The 19460-nt window shown below is 34.2% G+C and carries 19 protein-coding genes; 7 read left to right on the top strand and 12 right to left on the bottom strand.

Going from position 1 to position 19460, the window contains the following annotated elements:
- Positions 1-14: 14 nt before the first annotated feature.
- From ilvA to trmFO, 6 genes are all read left to right on the top strand, one after another.
- Positions 15-1265: a threonine ammonia-lyase IlvA gene (gene ilvA, locus LDP15_RS03635; RefSeq protein WP_015426407.1), complete on the top strand. Its 1251-nt coding sequence runs from the start codon at positions 15-17 to the stop codon at positions 1263-1265.
- Between the two features lie 115 nt (positions 1266-1380).
- Positions 1381-2091, top strand: coding sequence for an acetolactate decarboxylase (gene budA, locus LDP15_RS03630; RefSeq protein ID WP_015426408.1), 711 nt, complete (start codon positions 1381-1383; stop codon positions 2089-2091).
- Positions 2092-2131: 40 nt separating this feature from the next.
- A complete protein-coding gene (locus LDP15_RS03625; RefSeq protein WP_015426409.1) occupies positions 2132-2512 on the top strand; it encodes a RidA family protein in 381 nt (126 codons plus the stop codon).
- Between the two features lie 145 nt (positions 2513-2657).
- Positions 2658-3506 carry a DNA-processing protein DprA gene (gene dprA, locus LDP15_RS03620; RefSeq protein WP_015426410.1) on the top strand — a complete coding sequence of 283 codons (849 nt, stop codon included), beginning with the start codon at positions 2658-2660 and terminating at the stop codon, positions 3504-3506.
- Positions 3507-3767: 261 nt separating this feature from the next.
- A complete protein-coding gene (topA, locus tag LDP15_RS03615; RefSeq protein WP_015426411.1) occupies positions 3768-5900 on the top strand; it encodes a type I DNA topoisomerase in 2133 nt (710 codons plus the stop codon).
- Positions 5901-5971: 71 nt separating this feature from the next.
- On the top strand, positions 5972-7315 hold the full coding sequence (trmFO, locus tag LDP15_RS03610; RefSeq protein WP_003131150.1) for a methylenetetrahydrofolate--tRNA-(uracil(54)-C(5))-methyltransferase (FADH(2)-oxidizing) TrmFO: 1344 nt from the start codon (positions 5972-5974) through the stop codon (positions 7313-7315).
- A gap of 43 nt (positions 7316-7358) precedes the next feature.
- Here trmFO and xerS (LDP15_RS03605) read toward each other — a convergent pair whose 3' ends face one another.
- The 3 genes from xerS (LDP15_RS03605) to xerS (LDP15_RS03595) form a co-directional block, all read right to left on the bottom strand.
- Positions 7359-8429 carry a tyrosine recombinase XerS gene (xerS, locus tag LDP15_RS03605; protein ID WP_003131037.1) on the bottom strand — a complete coding sequence of 357 codons (1071 nt, stop codon included), beginning with the start codon at positions 8427-8429 and terminating at the stop codon, positions 7359-7361.
- 484 nt (positions 8430-8913) lie between these two features.
- Complete coding sequence (locus LDP15_RS03600; protein ID WP_047206176.1) at positions 8914-9201, bottom strand: hypothetical protein; 288 nt, start codon at positions 9199-9201, stop codon at positions 8914-8916.
- Between the two features lie 83 nt (positions 9202-9284).
- Positions 9285-10340: a tyrosine recombinase XerS gene (gene xerS / locus LDP15_RS03595; RefSeq protein WP_225513285.1), complete on the bottom strand. Its 1056-nt coding sequence runs from the start codon at positions 10338-10340 to the stop codon at positions 9285-9287.
- A gap of 448 nt (positions 10341-10788) precedes the next feature.
- On the opposite strand from xerS (LDP15_RS03595), the gene LDP15_RS03590 reads away from it, so the two are divergent.
- Positions 10789-11070: a hypothetical protein gene (locus tag LDP15_RS03590; protein ID WP_225513284.1), complete on the top strand. Its 282-nt coding sequence runs from the start codon at positions 10789-10791 to the stop codon at positions 11068-11070.
- Here the strand turns inward: LDP15_RS03590 and LDP15_RS03585 are convergent.
- The 9 genes from LDP15_RS03585 to LDP15_RS03545 form a co-directional block, all read right to left on the bottom strand.
- The gene (locus tag LDP15_RS03585; RefSeq protein WP_023189252.1) at positions 11067-11270 is read right to left on the bottom strand and encodes a hypothetical protein; all 204 of its coding nucleotides are present in this window, start codon (positions 11268-11270) and stop codon (positions 11067-11069) included. The genes LDP15_RS03590 and LDP15_RS03585 overlap by 4 nt on opposite strands.
- A gap of 8 nt (positions 11271-11278) precedes the next feature.
- Positions 11279-12316, bottom strand: coding sequence for an ACR3 family arsenite efflux transporter (gene arsB, locus LDP15_RS03580; RefSeq protein ID WP_225513283.1), 1038 nt, complete (start codon positions 12314-12316; stop codon positions 11279-11281).
- Entirely contained in the window at positions 12313-13992 is a 1680-nt protein-coding gene (locus tag LDP15_RS03575) for an FAD-dependent oxidoreductase (RefSeq protein WP_225513282.1), read from the bottom strand. The genes arsB and LDP15_RS03575 overlap by 4 nt, the downstream gene beginning before the upstream one ends.
- Before the next feature lie 16 nt (positions 13993-14008).
- Entirely contained in the window at positions 14009-15724 is a 1716-nt protein-coding gene (gene arsA, locus LDP15_RS03570) for an arsenical pump-driving ATPase (protein ID WP_136122650.1), read from the bottom strand.
- Positions 15725-15736: 12 nt separating this feature from the next.
- Positions 15737-16132 carry an arsenite efflux transporter metallochaperone ArsD gene (gene arsD, locus LDP15_RS03565; RefSeq protein ID WP_225513281.1) on the bottom strand — a complete coding sequence of 132 codons (396 nt, stop codon included), beginning with the start codon at positions 16130-16132 and terminating at the stop codon, positions 15737-15739.
- Between the two features lie 14 nt (positions 16133-16146).
- Entirely contained in the window at positions 16147-16470 is a 324-nt protein-coding gene (locus LDP15_RS03560) for a helix-turn-helix transcriptional regulator (protein ID WP_058222963.1), read from the bottom strand.
- Positions 16471-17118: 648 nt separating this feature from the next.
- The gene (locus tag LDP15_RS03555) at positions 17119-18033 is read right to left on the bottom strand and encodes an NAD-dependent epimerase/dehydratase family protein (protein WP_225513280.1); all 915 of its coding nucleotides are present in this window, start codon (positions 18031-18033) and stop codon (positions 17119-17121) included.
- Positions 18034-18711 (bottom strand): type 1 glutamine amidotransferase domain-containing protein, encoded by a 678-nt coding sequence (locus tag LDP15_RS03550; RefSeq protein ID WP_015426460.1) that lies wholly within the window; start codon positions 18709-18711, stop codon positions 18034-18036.
- The gene (locus LDP15_RS03545) at positions 18708-19025 is read right to left on the bottom strand and encodes a helix-turn-helix transcriptional regulator (RefSeq protein WP_042230380.1); all 318 of its coding nucleotides are present in this window, start codon (positions 19023-19025) and stop codon (positions 18708-18710) included. Before LDP15_RS03545 ends, LDP15_RS03550 begins: the two co-directional genes overlap by 4 nt.
- Positions 19026-19460: the final 435 nt, after the last annotated feature.

The following is a 19460-nucleotide window of genomic DNA, read 5'->3' as shown; positions in this document are numbered from 1 at the left end:
GAGGAATGACATAAATGATAAGTGCCAAAGAGGTTGAAGATGCCTATGATTTGTTAAAAGCAGTTGTCACTAAAACACCTTTACAATTAGACCCTTACCTTTCCAATAAATATCAAGCAAATATTTACTTAAAAGAAGAAAACTTACAGAAAGTTCGTTCTTTTAAATTACGAGGAGCTTATTATTCTATCAGTAAATTATCTGATGAGCAACGCTCTAAAGGAGTGGTTTGTGCCTCCGCAGGTAATCACGCACAAGGAGTTGCTTTTGCTGCAAATCAATTAAATATTTCTGCGACAATTTTTATGCCCGTTACCACACCTAATCAAAAAATTTCACAAGTTAAATTTTTTGGCGAAAGTCATGTAACAATTCGTTTAATTGGTGATACTTTTGATGAATCAGCCAGAGCAGCAAAAGCTTTTTCTCAAGATAATGACAAACCATTTATAGACCCTTTTGATGATGAAAATGTAATTGCTGGTCAAGGAACAGTGGCTTTAGAAATTTTTGCGCAAGCTAAAAAACAAGGAATAAGTTTAGATAAGATTTTTGTACAGATTGGTGGAGGGGGTTTAATTGCAGGAATTACGGCCTACAGTAAGGAGCGCTATCCCCAAACTGAAATTATCGGAGTTGAAGCAAAAGGGGCAACAAGTATGAAAGCTGCCTACTCTGCTGGTCAGCCCGTCACCTTGGAACACATTGATAAATTTGCTGACGGAATTGCGGTTGCGACTGTCGGTCAGAAAACTTACCAACTTATTAATGACAAAGTGAAACAATTGCTTGCGGTTGATGAAGGTTTAATTTCTCAAACCATACTCGAATTGTATTCAAAATTAGGAATTGTCGCCGAGCCAGCAGGTGCAACATCTGTTGCCGCACTTGAACTTATTAAAGATGAAATCAAGGGTAAAAATATTGTCTGTATCATCAGCGGCGGAAATAATGATATTAGTCGAATGCAAGAAATTGAAGAAAGAGCTTTGGTTTATGAAGGTCTAAAACATTATTTTGTCATTAACTTTCCTCAAAGACCAGGAGCCTTACGAACTTTTGTCAGTGATATTTTAGGGCCAAATGATGATATCACCCGATTTGAGTACATCAAAAGGGCTGATAAAGGTAAAGGACCTTGTCTTGTTGGGATTTTACTTTCAGATGCTAGTGATTATGATTCATTGATTAATCGGATTGAAAGATTTGATAATCGTTATGTTAACTTACATGGAAATGATAGTTTATACGAACTTTTGGTCTAACTAACCAATTGGTTTGAGCCATTTTCTAGTTTCAATTCTCTTTAAATCACTAGAAATTTGATATAATTTAATTAATAAATTATTTAAATTTAATGAGATAGAAAAGAGAAATATCATGACAGAAATCACACAACTTTTTCAATATAATACCCTTGGAGCTTTAATGGCAGGACTTTACGAGGGGACAATGACAATTGGTGAACTTCTGAAGCATGGTGATTTAGGAATTGGAACTTTAGATTCTGTTGATGGAGAATTAATTGTTTTGGACGGCAAAGCCTACCAAGCTAAAGGTGATAAAACTATCGTCGAATTAACTGATGACATCAAAGTTCCTTATGCTGCCGTTGTTCCCCATCAGGCAGAGGTAGTTTTTAAACAGAAATTCACGGCCAGTGATAAGGAATTAGAAGACCGAATCGAAAGCTATTTTGACGGGCAAAACTTATTTCGCTCAATCAAAATAACAGGTGAATTTCCAAAAATGCACGTTCGTATGATTCCACGGGCAAAATCAGGGACAAGATTTGTAGAAGTTTCACAAAATCAACCCGAATACACTGAAGAAAACGTCAAAGGAACAATTGTTGGGATTTGGACTCCGGAAATGTTTCATGGTGTGAGTGTTGCTGGTTATCATCTCCATTTTATTAGTGAAGATTTTACTTTTGGTGGACATGTCCTTGATTTTATTATTGATAATGGTACTGTTGAAATTGGCGCAATTGACCAATTGAACCAATCATTCCCCATTCAAGATCGCAAATTCTTGTTTGCTGACCTTGATATTGAAGCACTAAAAAAAGATATCGATGTAGCTGAATGATAATCACTAGATTTCTTTAGCTATATTAAAGGAGAAATCTATGAAAATTATTGCAACATCAGATGCACCGGCCGCTATCGGTCCTTATGTTCAAGGAAAAATTGTCAATGGTTTACTCTATGCATCAGGCCAAATTCCGTTGAATCCATTGAACGGAGAGATTGTTGGAGATAGCATTGAGACTCAAACCGAACAGGTGATGAAAAATATTTCTGCTATTTTGAAAGAAGCGCATTCTGATTTTGACTTAGTCATCAAAACAACATGTTTCTTGAAAAATATTGAAGATTTTTCACGATTTAATGCAATTTATTCAAAGTTTTTTGATAAAGAATTCCCAGCGCGTTCCGCTGTTGGAGTCGCAGGATTACCTAAAAATGTCCTTATTGAAATAGAAGTCATTGCAGAAGTTAAATCCTAAAATTAAAACATATTAGCTATAAAAATTACTGACAAGATTTCTGTCAGTAATTTTTTTGGTTACAAGTCAGTCTTTTTTACGTATAGAAAATTATAAGCCAATTTTAAAATTTCTGACAAAGCTGTCAGTAAAAAATGGAGGAATTATGATAACAAATTTTGATTTATATCGTTGGAAAAAAGCTGGCATGACCAATTTAGGAGTAAATAAACTTTTAAAATTTTTTCATAGATATGATAAAAAAATAAGTTTAAGACAAATGGGACAAGTAGCACAACTTAAATCAATTCCCAACTTTATTGAACAATATAAAAATCAAGACATAATTAAACTGAGAGAAGAGTATAAAATATACCCATCATTTTCTCTTCTTGATGAAATTTATCCCGAAAGGCTCAAGGAAATTTACAATCCACCTGTTCTATTATTTTATCAAGGAGATATAAGACTCTTAAAAACTCCTAAATTAGCTTTTGTTGGTAGTCGACAAGCAAGCTCACAAGGAATTAAAGCCGTTCAAAAAATTGTGACAGAGTTGAACCAAAATTTTACGATTGTCAGCGGACTCGCTAAAGGAATTGATACAGCAAGTCATCTTTCTGCCATTAAAAATAAAATCCCTACAATTGCAGTTATCGGTACAGGCTTAGATATCTTTTATCCTTTAGAAAATCGAAAAATTCAAGAATATCTTGCTAAAAACCAACTAATTCTATCAGAATATTCAGTCGGAGAAAAACCACTTCGCTATCATTTTCCTGAACGCAATCGTATCATTGCGGGACTTTCACATGGTGTAGTAGTGATAGAAGCAAAGTTACGAAGTGGTAGTTTAATTACTTGTGAGCGCGCTCTGGAAGAAGGAAGAGATATTTTCGCTGTACCAGGAAACATAGCAGATGGATTTTCAGATGGCTGTAATCATCTAATTCAACAAGGAGCAAAATTAATCTACCAAGCCCAAGATATCTTAGAAGAATATTTGTATGATTAAAAAAAGCCTTTATCACCTTGCACCACATGACTTAAGTCGGTTTTTATAGTACAAAAAAATATCAAGTTCTACTATAAGAAAACTAAATAACTTGACATATTGAAGAAAAGCATTTATTATGAGAGAGTGAATTTAATGTAAATAAGAGTATTAACACCTCTTAAACTATTATTTTACTTCCACATTCGATATATACCTCTATGAATTAAGATACAATAACTAAAAGATAGTGGATACCCAAAAGAATAAATAGGAAAAATTATGCCAACTTCAACTAAAAGTAAAACAAAAAAAACTACAAAGAAAAAAACAACACGAAAAAGAGTCACTCCAGGTAAAAATCTGGTTATTGTAGAATCGCCAGCAAAAGCTAAAACAATTGAAAAATATTTAGGTCGAAACTACAAAGTTGTGGCTTCAGTAGGTCATATTCGTGATTTGAAAAAATCAACCATGTCTGTTGATATAGAGAATGACTATGAACCTCAATATATTAATATTCGTGGGAAAGCCCCATTAATCAACTCTCTCAAAAAAGAAGCAAAGGCTGCCAAAGCCGTCTATCTCGCAAGTGACCCGGACCGTGAAGGTGAAGCAATTTCTTGGCACTTAGCACATATCTTAAATCTTCCACTTGAAGAAAAAAATCGAGTGGTCTTTAATGAAATCACTAAAGATGCTGTTAAAAATGCCTTTAAGGAGCCGCGTCAAATTGATGTGGATCTAGTTGATGCCCAACAAGCACGCCGAGTTCTTGACCGTTTGGTGGGTTATTCAATTAGTCCTATTCTATGGAAAAAAGTCAAAAAAGGACTCTCAGCAGGTCGAGTTCAATCTATTGCCTTAAAACTAATTGTTGACCGCGAGAATGAAATTAATGCTTTTATTCCAGAAGAGTATTGGTCAATTGATGGTGAATTTAAAAAAGGAACTAAAAAATTCAAAGCATCCTTCTGGGGAATTGACGGAAAAAAACATCCTTTAAAAACCAATGAAGATGTCATCAAAGTCATGGAACGTTTAGATGGTCCTGATTTTAACGTAGATAAAGTTGAAAAAAAAGAACGTCGCAGAAACGCTCCTCTTCCTTATACAACTAGCTCAATGCAACAAGACGCGGCTAATAAACTTAACTTTCGTACCCGTAAAACAATGATGGTTGCTCAACAACTTTATGAAGGTCTTACTTTAGGAAGTCAGGGCCATCAAGGCTTAATTACCTATATGCGTACAGACTCAACACGTATTTCTCCTGTCGCACAAAGTGCAGCTCACAATTATATTGCTGATCAATTTGGAGAAAAATATAGTAAACACGGTTCAAAAGTTAAAAATGCCTCTGGAGCCCAAGATGCCCACGAAGCAATTCGACCTTCAAATGTCTTTAACACTCCAGACGCCATTGCTAAATATCTAGACAAAGATCAATTAAAACTTTACACACTCATCTGGAACCGTTTCGTAGCCAGTCAAATGGTCGCAGCTATTTTTGATACTGTTAAAGTAAATCTGTCTCAAAATGGTGTTATCTTTATTGCGAATGGTTCACAAGTGAAATTTGACGGTTATCTGCGAATCTACAATGATTCTGATAAATCAAATATGCTCCCAGAGATGGAAGAAAATGAAACTGTCAAAAAAGCGAATGTTAAACCAGAACAACATTTCACTCAACCACCAGCTAGATATTCCGAAGCAACACTCATCAAGACATTGGAAGAAAATGGAGTGGGACGTCCCTCAACTTATGCGCCTACACTAGAAACAATTCAAAAACGTTATTATGTGAGATTATCAGCAAAACGTTTTGAGCCTACAGAGCTTGGAGAAATTGTCAATAAGCTTATTGTTGAGTTCTTCCCTAACATTGTAAATACTGAATTTACAGCTGAAATGGAAAAAGATCTTGATGAAGTTGAAGAGGGAAAACGTCAATGGATTGAGGTTGTTGACCAATTTTACAAACCCTTTGCAAAAGAACTTGAAAATGCCGAAGAAGGTATGGAAAAAATCCAAATCAAGGATGAACCTGCTGGCTTTGACTGTGATGTTTGTGGAAGTCCGATGGTAATTAAGTTGGGACGTTTCGGAAAATTTTATGCTTGTAGCAACTTCCCAGATTGCCGAAATACTAAGGCAATTGTCAAAGAAATCGGCGTAAAATGTCCGCTTTGTCATGAAGGAAATATTATCGAACGCAAAACAAAGAAAAATAGAATTTTCTATGGTTGTGATCGTTACCCAGAATGTGAATTCACAAGTTGGGACAAACCTATCGGACGTGATTGTCCTAAATCTGGACATTTTCTTGTTGAAAAGAAAGTTCGTGGTGGCGGTAAACAAGTGGTATGTTCAAATGATGAATGTGATTATCAAGAAGAAAAACAAAAATAAAAGGCGCTTTCGCGCTTTTTTATTATATTAATCAATGGAAAAATTTACTAAATTTAGATATAATTGGGACTATGAAAAAAACACATATTAACGTTATTGGAGCGGGACTTGCTGGTTCTGAAGCTGCTTATCAAATTGCTAAGCGTGGCATTCCCGTTAAACTATACGAAATGCGAGGCGTTAAACAAACCCCTCAACACAAAACAGATAAATTTGCTGAACTAGTCTGTTCAAATTCTCTTCGTGGAGCTGCAATCACTAACGCGGTTGGTCTCTTAAAAGAAGAAATGAGAAGACTTGATTCTGTAATTATCAAGGCAGCGGAAGTGACTCAAGTACCTGCTGGAGGAGCCTTAGCTGTTGATAGAGAAGGTTTCTCTGATTTTGTCACAAGAGAAGTTTCTAACCATCCATTGGTTGAAGTAATTCGTGAAGAAATTACTGATCTTCCAGAAGATGAAATTACAATTATTGCTACTGGACCTCTAACTTCAGATAAATTAGCAGAAAAAATTCATGAATTTAACGGTGCGGATGGCTTTTATTTTTATGATGCAGCAGCACCAATTATTGACGCCAACTCGATTAATTTTGATAAAGTCTATAAAAAATCTCGATATGATAAAGGTGAAGCTGACTATATCAACTGTCCAATGACCAAGGAAGAATTCCAAGCCTTTCAAGAAGCTTTAATTTCTGCTGAAGAAGCTCCTTTAAACTCTTTTGAAGATTTAAAAGTCTTTGAAGGTTGTATGCCTATTGAAGAAATGGCCAAACGTGGTTATAAAACAATGCTATTTGGCCCGATGAAACCTGTTGGATTGGAATATCCTGAAGATTATAAAGGACCCAGAGATGGTGATTTTAAGACTCCCTATGCAGTTGTTCAACTTCGCCAAGATAATGCTTCCGCATCTTTGTACAATATCGTAGGATTTCAAACTCATTTAAAATGGGGAGAACAAAAACGAGTTTTCCAAATGATTCCAGGTCTTGAAAATGCTGAATTCGTTCGTTATGGAGTCATGCATCGTAATTCTTACATGGATTCTCCAAATCTTCTTAAACAAACTTTCCAATCTCGTAAACAAGAGAATCTGTTCTTTGCAGGACAAATGACAGGAGTAGAGGGCTATGTAGAATCAGCTGCTTCTGGTTTAGTTGCTGGAATTAATGCTGTCAAACTCTTTAATGACGAAGAAGTAGTTATATTCCCAAAAACAACGGCGATTGGAAGTTTACCTTATTACATCACCCATACTGACAGCAAACATTTTCAACCAATGAATGTAACCTTCGGAATTGTTGAAGAATTAGAAGGCCCACGAATTCGTGATAAAAAAGAACGTTATACTAAGGTAGCAGAGCGTGCTTTAAATAGCTTAACAGATATTATTTCAAAAGATAATCTATAACAAATAAAAACACTTGAAATTTGAATCAAGTGTTTTTTATTTGTTATAGATTATCTAGAGCATTTTTTTGTTCTTCATTGATAATATGAGTATAAAGGTCTGTAACTTGAGTGGAAGCATGCCCTAACTGATTGCTCACCAATACCTGGGAATTTGTTTGAGCATAAAGTCGAGTCGCAAGTGTATGTCTAAGTTTGTGAGGGGTCACTCGTACTTTAAAAGCTTGAGAATATTTAGCAACTAATTTTTCAACACTAGAAGGATCTATTCGGCTAGGAACATCTCTATAAAGTGTCACAAAAAATGCAGTATCTTTCGCTGTAGTCTTATAACGTTGACTTCGTACCTCCAAGTATCTTTCAAAATAAGTTTTGGCAAAAGGAGCATAAGGAACAGCATCCCTTTTTCCTCCTTTACGAGTCACCTCAACAACCATAGTAATAAGATTTAAATCTCTTAAATCTACATTAACTGCCTCAGAAAGACGAATACCAGAGGCTAAAATAAGTGCAATAATTGCTAAATCACGTTCTTTATTTTTGAAAAAACTAGAACGAGCTCTATTTGATAATGTTTTTTCGTATTCATTATCAATATAGTCAAGAAAACCTTGAGTTTCATCTCCCAAAAAAAGCTTCCCTTTAATATTCTCAGCACGAGAAGCTAAAGTTTCGGATTTTTTCTTAGTCTGTACCTTCTTCATAACATTACGATAGAAGTAAGGCTCACCATCTTCATTTTCAACCTCTTCAGTAAGGTATTTATAAAGACTAGAAAGAGCAGATAGAGTACGATTAATTGTTGTTTGACTTACCCCATAACGGGTAGAGCGCGTATTTAAACGGGGTCTCTCCCTAAGATAGAGGATAAATGACTCCAAATCTCGTTTAGTTAAGTTTTCTAAAACCGAGAGTGAAACATCAGTTATCTTATCAACATCAGCAACTCCAGAATCGACCAACCAACTAAAGAAACGTTCATATTCTTTAAGATATTCATAAAGTGTATTCAAACTATAAGGAATAGTAAGTTTAGATTGATAATATTCTAAAACATAAGAAGGCATGATATGTTTTAGTTTTTCAATATTTTGTATTAATTGTTCACGTTTCATAGATTTAAGTATACCAGAAGAGGTATGCAATTGTCAAGAAAATTACAGTTTTTCGGAAAGATGTTGCTTAAAACATATAGGAGTTCTGTATCACACCTTTCCGAAAGGTTTCATAAACCTTGCTATTATAAGGTTTATGTGACACGTTGCTCTCCTGCTTTTTGTTTTAATTATCTTTCTAAAAAATTTTTTCCGAAGTTTTTTTGTTTTTCCATAAAATAAGACTTATAATAGTTATCATAAAGACTCAGTTACTCACAAAAAAGAGAGATTCCGATTAAGAATCTCCCTTTTACATCATTTGACTTGACTTTTTATGCATATTTATTTATAATATCATTAAGTAAGTCGATTGAACGGACTGTGTTCTTAATCGGCAGGTCTGATTAAGCTGTTACTTAATTAGGCCTTTTTTATTTGCCTTAATTATAGCATAAACTATTCTTGCGTGCAAGGATTTTTTTGTTATGCTCTGTTATGCTAATTACTCGGCTTTTGGTGGGTATTTAACTTCCATTGTTTTTCTGTCAAAGAATGCTAAAACCTCCTGTTTAACTTCAAATTTATGCCAGGTATCTCCATTTTTCCAATACAAAAATCCGTCTTTCGAGGTAACTACAGCAACAATCTTAACCCTCTGTGGTCCACTTTTAGTTTCAACAGCCGCCTCGTCGCCTTTACGTAGTCTAATTGGTTGTAGGTGGTCTGGTACCTTCCAATAGCGTTTATGTTTGTCAGTTCCGTTAATATGGACGGCTTGAATGATTTTCATGATTACTCCCCTGTTATTTAATTACGTTAACCTGATTATATCAAAAATAGTACAGTAAATAAATTTCAGACAGTTTGTGAATTTTATAACTTTCTTAAAGCGTCCTTAGCTTCAGCACTGACAATGTGGGTATATAACTCAGTTGGTTTGGTTGAAGAGTGTCCTAATTGGTTGCTGACAAGGACTTGAGAGTGACTGACATTATAAAGTCTTGTTGCGAATGTATGCCTTAGTGTATGAGGTGTCACTCGAACTTTATAGGCTTCTGAATACTTCGCTACTAGCTTATTTATCGAAGCATTAGAAATTTTTCTGATTGTTTGGTTATAGTCCGTGATAAATAAGGCTTTTACATCAGTATTTAAGCTACTTCTTGCCTCAAAATAATCTGATATATACTTATGCGAAAAATGAGCAATAGGTACTACATCTTTCTTGCCTTCTTTCCGCATCACACTTACTTTCCCAGTTTCAAGGTTTAAATCGTTAAGATTGATCCCTACAAGTTCCGCACAACGTAATCCAGATGATAAAAAAAGACTTAATATGGCTAAATCCCTGACTTTATTTTTCTTGAAACTTGTTCTTGCACGGTTACTGATAGACTTTTCATAGTCATGTTCAACAAATTCTAAAAAGGCTTTGGTTTCATTTCCAAGAAATAGTTTACCTTCCAGCTGTGCTGCACGATAATGCAGAGTTTCGCTTTTCTTTCGGATATGAATTAAACGACTAACATTTCGTGTCATGTATGTATTTCCGTCTTCATCCTCAGTTTGTTCACAAAGATAATTATATAAACTCTTAATCGCTGCAATGGTGCGATTTAATGCTGATGTATGCGTGTTTGAACCGCATTTTGTTTCTAATCGCAACCGTTCATGAAGAACAAAGTCCTCTAGTTCACGTTTCGTTACGTTTTCCATTTCTTTCAAAGTTATTTCTTTGATGTTAGCATGGCTCGTTATGTTATTTTCATTCATCCATTTCAAGTATTTTCTAAATTCTAAGCAGTAAGAGTAAATAGAGGCAATACTCAGTGGTACAGTGTCCTTAGACTGAATAAACTCATTGACGTAGTAGGGAAACTCAAGCATAAGTTTATTTACATTATAACGATAACCATGGTTTTCTGACATCTCTTTTTATTGTTCCTCAACATTTTCTATTCAAATTAGAATATATTGTAGTTAATTATTAAAGTATTGTCAATTTTTATTAGAACTCAAAACTTAATTCTTAGCGTTCTGTTTATTTCTGTCCGCTTTTTTGTTTGGACTTTTTTTATTATTTTTTTCCTCCTCATCTATTCAAATATTTTTTTTGTAAAAGATATATATTTTGTTTCTATTTTTAGTTTGTTATATAGTGGGTAATTTGTAGTGGCTGATTTTACGGAATCTGGAAAAACCGTAATCCGATAAATCCAGTTTCTGGAATATCCGTAATACGGATAAGGCGTTCTACGGTTACCAAAATACGGATTTTCAGTATTACGGTTATTTCATCCGAAAAACGGGTTTCCAGTATTTCGGTATTTTAGTCTCAGAAAGATGCTTCAGCATCGTATAATATGAACTTTTTGAAATGATATATATCTTTCCGAAAAAGTTAGCTTTTTCTTACTGCATTAGTATCATTTATAGATACAATATTAAGATTGATAACCGAACTAATACCGACCCTAATACCGACCCTAATACTGACCTCAATACCGACCTCAATACCGACCTTAATACTGACCCTAATACTGACCCTAATACTGACCCTAATACTGACCCTAATACTGACCCTAATACTGACCCTAATACTGACCCTAATACTGACCCTAATAAATTAAAAAAACACCAAAACATGGTGTTTTTTTAATTTATTTTTTCAATATTTCTAACAACAAATGATTTTTTCTCATCATCAGTAGTTACAAAACCAGAATTATTAGCTACATATTGAACAGCTGATTTCATATTAATGAACTCTTTAATAATATATTCTCCACTTTTTTCACCCGTGTAATTATTGATAGAATTCTCTTCAGCCGAAGAAAGAGATGTGAATTTAAATTTCATAATACTCCTTATACGGATTCTTTTTTAAATTTCAACGCCACATTAACTAAAGCAATCATAACAGGGACTTCCACTAACGGACCAATAACTGCCGCAAAGGCTTCTCCTGAATTAATTCCAAATACGCCTACCGCAACCGCTATCGCAAGCTCAAAGTTATTGCTTCCTGCTGTAAATGATAAAGATGCTGTAACAGGATAACTTGTTCCCATTTTTTTAGAGAGAAAGAAGGAAACAAAGAACATCAATACGAAGTACAGAAGCAATGGAATTGCTATTCTAACTACGTCAAATGGAAGCTCTACTACTTTTTCACCCTTAACTGCAAACATGATAATGATTGTAAACAAAAGAGCAATCAATGTTATACGACTAATTTTAGGAATGAATTTTTCTTCAAACCATTCTTTACCTTTTAATTTAATCAAACCAAAATGAGAGATAATCCCTGCAATAAATGGAATTCCCAAATAGATGAATACTGAGGTAGCAATCTCACCAATTGTTATATGCACTGCAAAATTTCCTAAGCCTAACCATTTTGGAAGCAAGGTTACAAAGAAATAAGCAAAGATTGAGTAAAAGAATACTTGGAAAAGTGAGTTGAAGGCTACAAGTCCTGCTGTATACTCACTATCACCATGTGCTAAATCAGTCCAAACAATAACCATTGCAATACAACGTGCAAGGCCAATCATGATAAGCCCAATCATATAGCTTGGATAACCTTGTAAAAATACGACTGCAAGAATAAACATTAGTATCGGACCAATAATCCAGTTTTGAACTAATGAAAGCAACAAGACTTTCCAATCCTTAAATACTTTTCCCATTTCTCCATATTTTACTTTTGCTAATGGAGGATACATCATGAGAATTAGTCCAATGGCAATTGGAATTGATGTTGTTCCTACTGATAAGTCATTAATAGTGGTTGCAACACTAGGAACGAAGTATCCCAAAGCGACTCCAATTCCCATTGCTACAAATATCCAAAGCGTCAGATAACGGTCTAAAAACGACAGTTTCTTTGTGACTTGATTCATAATTGAGTTTTTCCCCTAATTTTTTCTTGTTTTGCAATTTCTTGATAATTTTTATTTCCGCCTGATAAATTGTATACTTCTCTAAATCCTTCATTCCTCAAGACACTTTGAGAAGCATTACCAGTGACTCCCTTATTGCAGTAAACGATTGTCAATTTATCCTTATCAAGGATAGATGATTTTTCACGAAGTTCTGCCAACGGAATATTTATTGCATTTGGTATATGTTTCTTTTCATAACTTGCTTTTGCACGTGTGTCAATAATTGTTATGTCTGCACTATTTTTTTGAAGTTCCATCAAATCATGAGGCGTTATTAATGGCGCAGTAGTTAAGGCATTGGTTAGTGCCATTCCTGTATATGCGACAGGGTCTTTAGTTGTTGAAAATGGTGGAGCATAAGCTAAATCCATATGGAACAAATCTTCTGCAGTAACCCTTAGTGTAATTGTTGAGGCAAAAACATCTATTCTTTTATCTACGCCTTGAGGACCAATAATTTGAACTCCAAGAATTCGATGAGATAACTTATCTGCGACTGCTTTGATAACCATTTCTTTACCGTGCATGTAATCAGGTTTGTCTGGTTTAATATTGAATAATACTGCTATTTCATAACCTTCTTCGATCGCTTCTTTTTCAGTTAATCCTGTTTGAGCAATGGTTAAATCAAAGAAGCGTAAGATTCCAGTTCCAAGCACACCTTGAAAACGAAGAGGTCCACCAGTCATTGCATCTCCTGCAATTCTCCCCATCTTATTTGCAGTTGATGCCAAAGGGCGGTATGTCGCTTTCCCAGTAATCACATGGAAACTTTCTGCAACATCCCCAACGGCATAGACACCTTCAATATTAGTTTCCATCGTTGTATCTGTAGCAATCGCTCCAGTTTCACCTAGTTTCACACCGATTGATTCTGCGAGTTGAGTATTTGGTCGAACACCAGTAGCCAATATATACAAATCAGCGCTAAGGACATTTCCTTTACTTGTTATGACACTTTTTAGTGTTTGTTCTCCCTTTGTTTCAGTGATTACTTCCTCAGATAGAAAATGAACATTTTGCTTTTCCATTTCATCTTCAATACGAATAGACATATCCCAATCTAGGTGTGCCATTGGGTGTTTTCCACGTTGAAGCACAGTAACATCAAGTCCTCGTTCTTTGAGTTGTTCGGCAACTTCAAGACCAATATAACCTGCTCCTACAACAATTGCTGTTTTTGGTTTTTTATCATCTAAGAAAGATTTAATGTTTTTACCACTATTAATATTTCTTACTTGAAATACATTATCGAATGATTTACCTTGAAAAACCTCAGGTGTGTAATAAGTTGATCCAGTAGCAAAAACAAGGATATCATAAGAATCATCAAATATTTCACCAGTCAAAAGGTTCTTAACTTTGAGAGATTTTGTTGAGTGATTAATATCTAAAACTTCATGAGAAGTATGAATATCAACATTGTAACGTTTTTTAAACCATCGAGCATCACGAGGAGTTAACTCATCAAAATCACCAATTTCCCCACCAATAGCATATGGAATACCACATACTGCGTAAGAAATATCAGTGTCCTTATCATAAAGAGTTATCTCTGCACTCTCTGTATTTCTACGTGCCTTAGCAGCAACACTTGTTCCTGAAGCTACAGAACCAATTATAATAATTTTCATAGGATAATCATTTCCTTTATTTTTCAAAGTCAGCTTGCCATTTAGCTACTGCATAGTGTTGATTAGAAAGTTTGGCAACTTTATTAATCCATTCTACTTCATTTGATGCACGTGCTTTCAAAACTTCATTCGAGGTATGAGTTGCACTCATACTTTGGTTTACTAACCACCAAGTATGTGCAATATTTGCTCTATCTAAATCATCTGCTAACCGCATTGATTCATAAACTGGAGTGGTTTCTGGTAAAGTCACCATCAAAACTTCTGTTTCATCAGAGTTTTGTAATCTTGGTAAAAGTTTTTGAATTGATTTTGGAACTTCACCACTTGTTCGTTCAACTTCTTTCGCATAGCTTTGAGTTGATTCAAGTAATAAAAGGGTATGACCAGTTGGCGCAGTATCAATTACTACAATCTCATCATCTGCTTTTTCAACAATTTCAGCGAAAGCACGAAAGACTGCAATTTCTTGCGTACATGGTGATTCCAAGTCTTCTTTAACATAGTCAAAATCATCGCCTGACATAGTTTCTCTTGCTTTGCTTAAAACTTCTTCTTTATATTCTCGAAGTTCCTTTTCTTCATCAATATGACTTAATGAGAGCCCAGAAGTATCTCCCAAGTAGAAATTAAGATGGTCCGCAGGGTCTGTGGTAGCCAGATGAACTTTTTTACCTTGCTTTTGCAAAGCTTGAGCAACTTTAATCGCTACAGTAGTTTTTCCAACTCCACCTTTACCCATTGTAAAGACAATTTTTTTACCTGTTTTGACAAAATTATCAATCACAGTTGAGAGTTCTGGATATTCTCTCATTTCTGAATCAATCTCAGGTAATTCGGGTTGAACTGTATCTAAAAGGATGCGAAGTTTATCTAACCCAGTCACATTATAGGGTCTGAGTGGAATAAAGAATTGTTCATACTTACTGAGAGAGTTAGGCAAATGCTCTAAATCATCTTCTTGTTGATTGGCAATAATCTTTGATACTTCATCATCAGCTTGAGTTAAAAGTCCATTAATAATTAATTTTTGATTATTTATTCCAAGTTCCGCAAGTTCACCAGAAGCTCTATTGGCTTCCTCAATTGATGCTTTTTGAGGACGTGTTACTAACATAAGCGTTGTTAATTCACCGTTAGCTAATGTTTCTACTGCTCGTTCGTAACTTTCCTTTTTATCTCCCAGTCCTGAAAGTTGACCTAAGCACGAAACACCAGTATCATTTTCATCCAGGTAGTTAGACCATGCGGAAGGAAGAGCAAGCATTCTGAGGGTATGTCCAGTTGGTGCGGTATCAAAAATGACATAGTCAAATTCATTTTCAACATCCTTATTTGTTAGGAAACCTGCAAATTCATTAAAAGAAGCAATTTCAACGGTACACGAACCTGAAAGTTGTTCTTCCATATTTTCTACAGCTGAGTCTGGCAGAATTCCTCGATATGGACCAACAATGCTTTCTTTATAATCATTTGCCGCAGATACTGGGTCAAAATTTGCGACTTTTAAATTAGGAATTTCTGGAATTTCTTTTGGTTTATTGGTTAATTCTGTTTGAAATACATCTTGTAAATTAGAAGCAGGGTCAGTACTGACAAGAATCACTTTATGACCTGAATCCGCAAGACTTACTGCAGTTGCACAAGCAGAGGTTGTTTTGCCAACCCCACCTTTTCCTGTAAAGAACAGGTATTTAGTCAATTCTAATTTTTTTGGATCGTAAGCTTTCATCATTTCTCCCTATTAACAACAACCAGTATTTCCACCACAACATGAAGCATTTGCCTCTACTTTGACTTCTTCTTGAGAATTTGAGCAACAAGCATCTTTTTCAGAATTAATACTGGTTAGTCCGAGATCTTCAGAAGTTGGATAGCTTTCGGTTTTGAGAATTTCTCCATCAATTAATGTGATTGGCAAAATATCATTTTCTTGATTTTGTATGAGATTCAGAACTTTTTCGTTAACCACAAACGCTTGAGGATTACTTGTAAGATTATAACGATAAGCTTTCACCTCCTCGTTCTCTTTCAACGTATCAAACAGGTTTGTAATACGAAGTAACTCTGAATCAACTGATGGACCACAAACTCCAGTAGAGCAACACATCGCAGGTTCAAAAATTTCAATTTTTTTCATTATAGTTCCCTTTCTTAATTAGAACAATTACATTTTTTATCAGCACCACACACACAAGTTTCTTCATTATGTGAGAATAGAGTCATACACATGCTTTGGAATTCTTTAGCAAAATCTTCACTTAAAGTGTAATAATTCCAAGTCCCTTTTTTCTCAACAGTGATAATTTCTGCTTTTTCTAAAACCTTCATGTGATGGGACAATGCAGGTTGTGAAAAATCAAAATGCTCTAATAGGTCGCAAGCACATTTTGTTCCACATGACAGCAGGTCGACAATTTTTAAACGATTTGGCTCAGCTAATGCCTTCAAACTCATTGCAATTTTTTCGTAATTCATAAAATCCTTTCCTAAACATAAACGTACGTTTATATATAATATAAACAAATGTTTATGTATTGTCAAACATAAACGACTATTTATGTTTCGATTTTTATTGTAAAATATAATTTATGTGTCAACAAAAGCCTTTCACCAGATAAAAAAGAAGTTGTCTTAACCTACAACTTCTTTTTTATCTTTAATTATAATTAAAAATTGAAGTGACTCTCTAGTTAGAGTTTTTAGTGCTTCAAAGATGTTTTTGGGTTTTTTCTACAGGTAAGTAAGGCTAATTAACGATATGAGAGTAACAGTACTGACAATTCTTTAGCTTCTTCATAGGAAGATTTTCCCTCCAAAATTTTCATTATTCTAATTTTCTCTACGTTAATCATATTTTTTGATATTTATCACTTTAAGGAATTACTGGTGATATAAAAAATTCGTAGTTTTTTATTTGATTTAAATATAAATAGCAGTTATTTACTTTTTATAAATGGTAAATATATCTTTCTGAAAAAGTTTGCTTTTTCTCACAGCATTGCTAACATTTTTAGATACAATATTAATATTAATAACCTTCTCTAATACCAACCCCAATACTGACCTCAATACCGACCCTAATACTAAAAAAAGCCACTTTAATTGTGGCCTTTTTAGTTAAATTCAATCTAAAACAGTTGAGAGGCCTTCCTCAATAGTCGTGATTTTAAAATCTGGAAATTGCTTCTTAAATTTATCAGAAATAAATAGATTATCTTGACGATAGCGTGGAAGTAATTCGTTTAGTTCTTGGATACTTTTATTAAATGACTTAATGAGGTTAAATTGCCACTCTCGAATCACTCTGGCTTTTACTTTCTTATTTAATATTTTTTCTGCAATTTGTCTCAGTTCTTTGTAACTGTGTGGTTTATCACAGGGCAAATGCCAAGTTTGATTGTAGGCTGAAGGTGTATTTGCAATTAAGACCATAGCACGACTCGCATCAGGTGTCCATATCAAGCTTCTCTGGCAACTTGAATTGATGGGGATATTAGCCGTCTTATCCTCTTTAATTTTGTCTAAAAACATTGTATTAGTGATACTTTGTGTTTTATCAGGTCCATAAAATTCTGGTGCTCGACATATCACGGCATCTAACTCACGATTGTGTATTTCAGATAAGACCATTTCAGCCATTTTTGCACGTACAATTGACTTTCTTCCTACTGGAATAAATGGTGTATTCTCGGTTTGTGGTTCGCTGTCTTTAGGATACATATAGGTATTATCAAAAAATACCAATTTGCTTCCATATAGTTTGCATGCTGTAATAACATTTTCCATAATTTTAAAAAAATTGGCTTCCCAAAGTGAACTATCCATGGGTAATCCTACAGTAAAATATACAATATCACTCCTATCTATAGCAGTTTTAGTCTGTTCAAAATCCATTAAATCCGCTGAAACTAACTCATCTGTTGGATGTATCTTTTTAGGTCGGCGTCCAACTAAACGAATTTTTTTTGTATATTTTCGATATATTTCCTTTGCAACTTCCTGACCTATTTGTCCGTTACTACCTAATACTGTTTGCACCTATTTTACCTCCTCAAGAAATTGTTTTGCTACTGCTCTTACAGAAAAAGGATTTTGTCCTGTAATGATTCGCCCATCTTTAACGGCAAATTCCTTATAAAATCTTTTTTTCTTAAAATTTGCCCCTCTTTTTATTGCTTCAACTTCATTAAAAAAAGGTACTATTTTAGTCTTTCCAGCAAGTATTTCTTCTGTTTTAGTAAAACCAGTGATATTCTTATCTTTAATATAATAATTTCCTTCCTCATCTTTTATGTTAAGAAGCCCAGCAATACCATGACAAACTGATAAAAGAAAGCCTTCATTTTCATATATTTCACTTGCTAAACGCTCTATCTCCTCGGAATGATAAAAATCCCACATCACTCCATGACCGCCTGTATAATATATAGCAAAATAATCTGCAGGATTCACCTGTTTAGGCGATAAAGTATTTGACAGTCCACGAACTATAAAATCTCGATTAGAATATATTTTCATAATGGATCCATCAATATATTTCATACTTCTTGGGTCAATAGGTACATACCCTCCCTTAGGACTAACAAAATCATACTGAACTCCAGCCTTATTTAACTCGTCAACAAATTCTGCCGCTTCCCCCAGCCATAAGCCGGTAGCTTCATAACTATCGCCATATTTTTCAACATTTGTTTCAACTATTAAGACCTTTTTCATGATTTTTCCTCCATTATTTCTAGGGTATTATCTAACAAGTCTTTTAATCTTTTTATATTATCCGTATTGTGTGTCAGATAGTAGTGATTTTTGGTGCCTTCTCTTTTAAAATCTACCATGTTAACACTTTTTAATACTTTTAAGTGATGTGATGTTGCTGGTCTCGACAAATTTATTTTGTGGGCTATTTCCTCAACTCGAAGTCCTTCACAAGAAAGATTATCAAGCAGTGCCATAATAATATCCTGACGATTCGTATTACCTAAAGCTTGTAAAAATCCGGTCAGATCAGAGAATTGTGTTTTTAAGTCCATTTTATCTCCTATTTTCTATGAACATTCTTTTAATAGTTTAATAAATTAAACCATTAAACCGTTAAGAAGTCAAAAGATTAAATTTTTGTGTGTTTTAAATCAATTTCTTAGATATCAAAAAAAAGAATATACATACAATATCCCTCTATCTAATTTTTTCTTAGTAGCTATTCCTTTGATCTTTTTCGTGTCATGATCTGATACAAGAAAGTTTCATTATATATGAGATTAAGTGTTTTAAAAGAATTGAAGTGACTCTCTAGTTAGATGTTTAATTGTTTCAAAAACAGAATAAAGATTTATAATAGCTTTAATACTGACCACAATATTTACTTATTTTAGAGAATGTGAATTTATCAGGAAATTTAAGCCTCTTTATGCAATTTTTCTTAGCACTATTCAAAAATTGAATACCGAGTCTATATATACAAACAT

Source organism: Lactococcus sp. SK2-659 (assembly GCF_020218185.2).
Classification (GTDB): Bacteria; Bacillota; Bacilli; order Lactobacillales; family Streptococcaceae; genus Lactococcus; species Lactococcus lactis.
The sequence above is the reverse complement of the archived record's forward strand: the minus strand, read 5'-3'. Positions and strand labels throughout refer to the sequence as shown.

Bases quoted from the DNA above. Each gene is read 5' to 3' on its own strand.
- LDP15_RS03575 (WP_225513282.1), bottom strand. From the start codon at position 13,992: ATGAAAATTATTATAATTGGTTCTGTAGCTTCAGGAACAAGTGTTGCT.
- trmFO (WP_003131150.1), top strand. From the start codon at position 5,972: ATGAAAAAAACACATATTAACGTTATTGGAGCGGGACTTGCTGGTTCT.
- ilvA (WP_015426407.1), top strand. From the start codon at position 15: ATGATAAGTGCCAAAGAGGTTGAAGATGCCTATGATTTGTTAAAAGCA.
- arsD (WP_225513281.1), bottom strand. From the start codon at position 16,132: ATGAAAAAAATTGAAATTTTTGAACCTGCGATGTGTTGCTCTACTGGA.
- budA (WP_015426408.1), top strand. From the start codon at position 1,381: ATGACAGAAATCACACAACTTTTTCAATATAATACCCTTGGAGCTTTA.
- LDP15_RS03560 (WP_058222963.1), bottom strand. From the start codon at position 16,470: ATGAATTACGAAAAAATTGCAATGAGTTTGAAGGCATTAGCTGAGCCA.
- xerS (WP_225513285.1), bottom strand. From the start codon at position 10,340: ATGTCAGAAAACCATGGTTATCGTTATAATGTAAATAAACTTATGCTT.
- arsA (WP_136122650.1), bottom strand. From the start codon at position 15,724: ATGAAAGCTTACGATCCAAAAAAATTAGAATTGACTAAATACCTGTTC.
- arsB (WP_225513283.1), bottom strand. From the start codon at position 12,316: ATGAATCAAGTCACAAAGAAACTGTCGTTTTTAGACCGTTATCTGACG.
- xerS (WP_003131037.1), bottom strand. From the start codon at position 8,429: ATGAAACGTGAACAATTAATACAAAATATTGAAAAACTAAAACATATC.
- LDP15_RS03545 (WP_042230380.1), bottom strand. From the start codon at position 19,025: ATGGACTTAAAAACACAATTCTCTGATCTGACCGGATTTTTACAAGCT.
- LDP15_RS03585 (WP_023189252.1), bottom strand. From the start codon at position 11,270: ATGAAATTTAAATTCACATCTCTTTCTTCGGCTGAAGAGAATTCTATC.
- LDP15_RS03600 (WP_047206176.1), bottom strand. From the start codon at position 9,201: ATGAAAATCATTCAAGCCGTCCATATTAACGGAACTGACAAACATAAA.
- dprA (WP_015426410.1), top strand. From the start codon at position 2,658: ATGATAACAAATTTTGATTTATATCGTTGGAAAAAAGCTGGCATGACC.
- LDP15_RS03590 (WP_225513284.1), top strand. From the start codon at position 10,789: ATGATATATATCTTTCCGAAAAAGTTAGCTTTTTCTTACTGCATTAGT.
- topA (WP_015426411.1), top strand. From the start codon at position 3,768: ATGCCAACTTCAACTAAAAGTAAAACAAAAAAAACTACAAAGAAAAAA.
- LDP15_RS03550 (WP_015426460.1), bottom strand. From the start codon at position 18,711: ATGAAAAAGGTCTTAATAGTTGAAACAAATGTTGAAAAATATGGCGAT.
- LDP15_RS03625 (WP_015426409.1), top strand. From the start codon at position 2,132: ATGAAAATTATTGCAACATCAGATGCACCGGCCGCTATCGGTCCTTAT.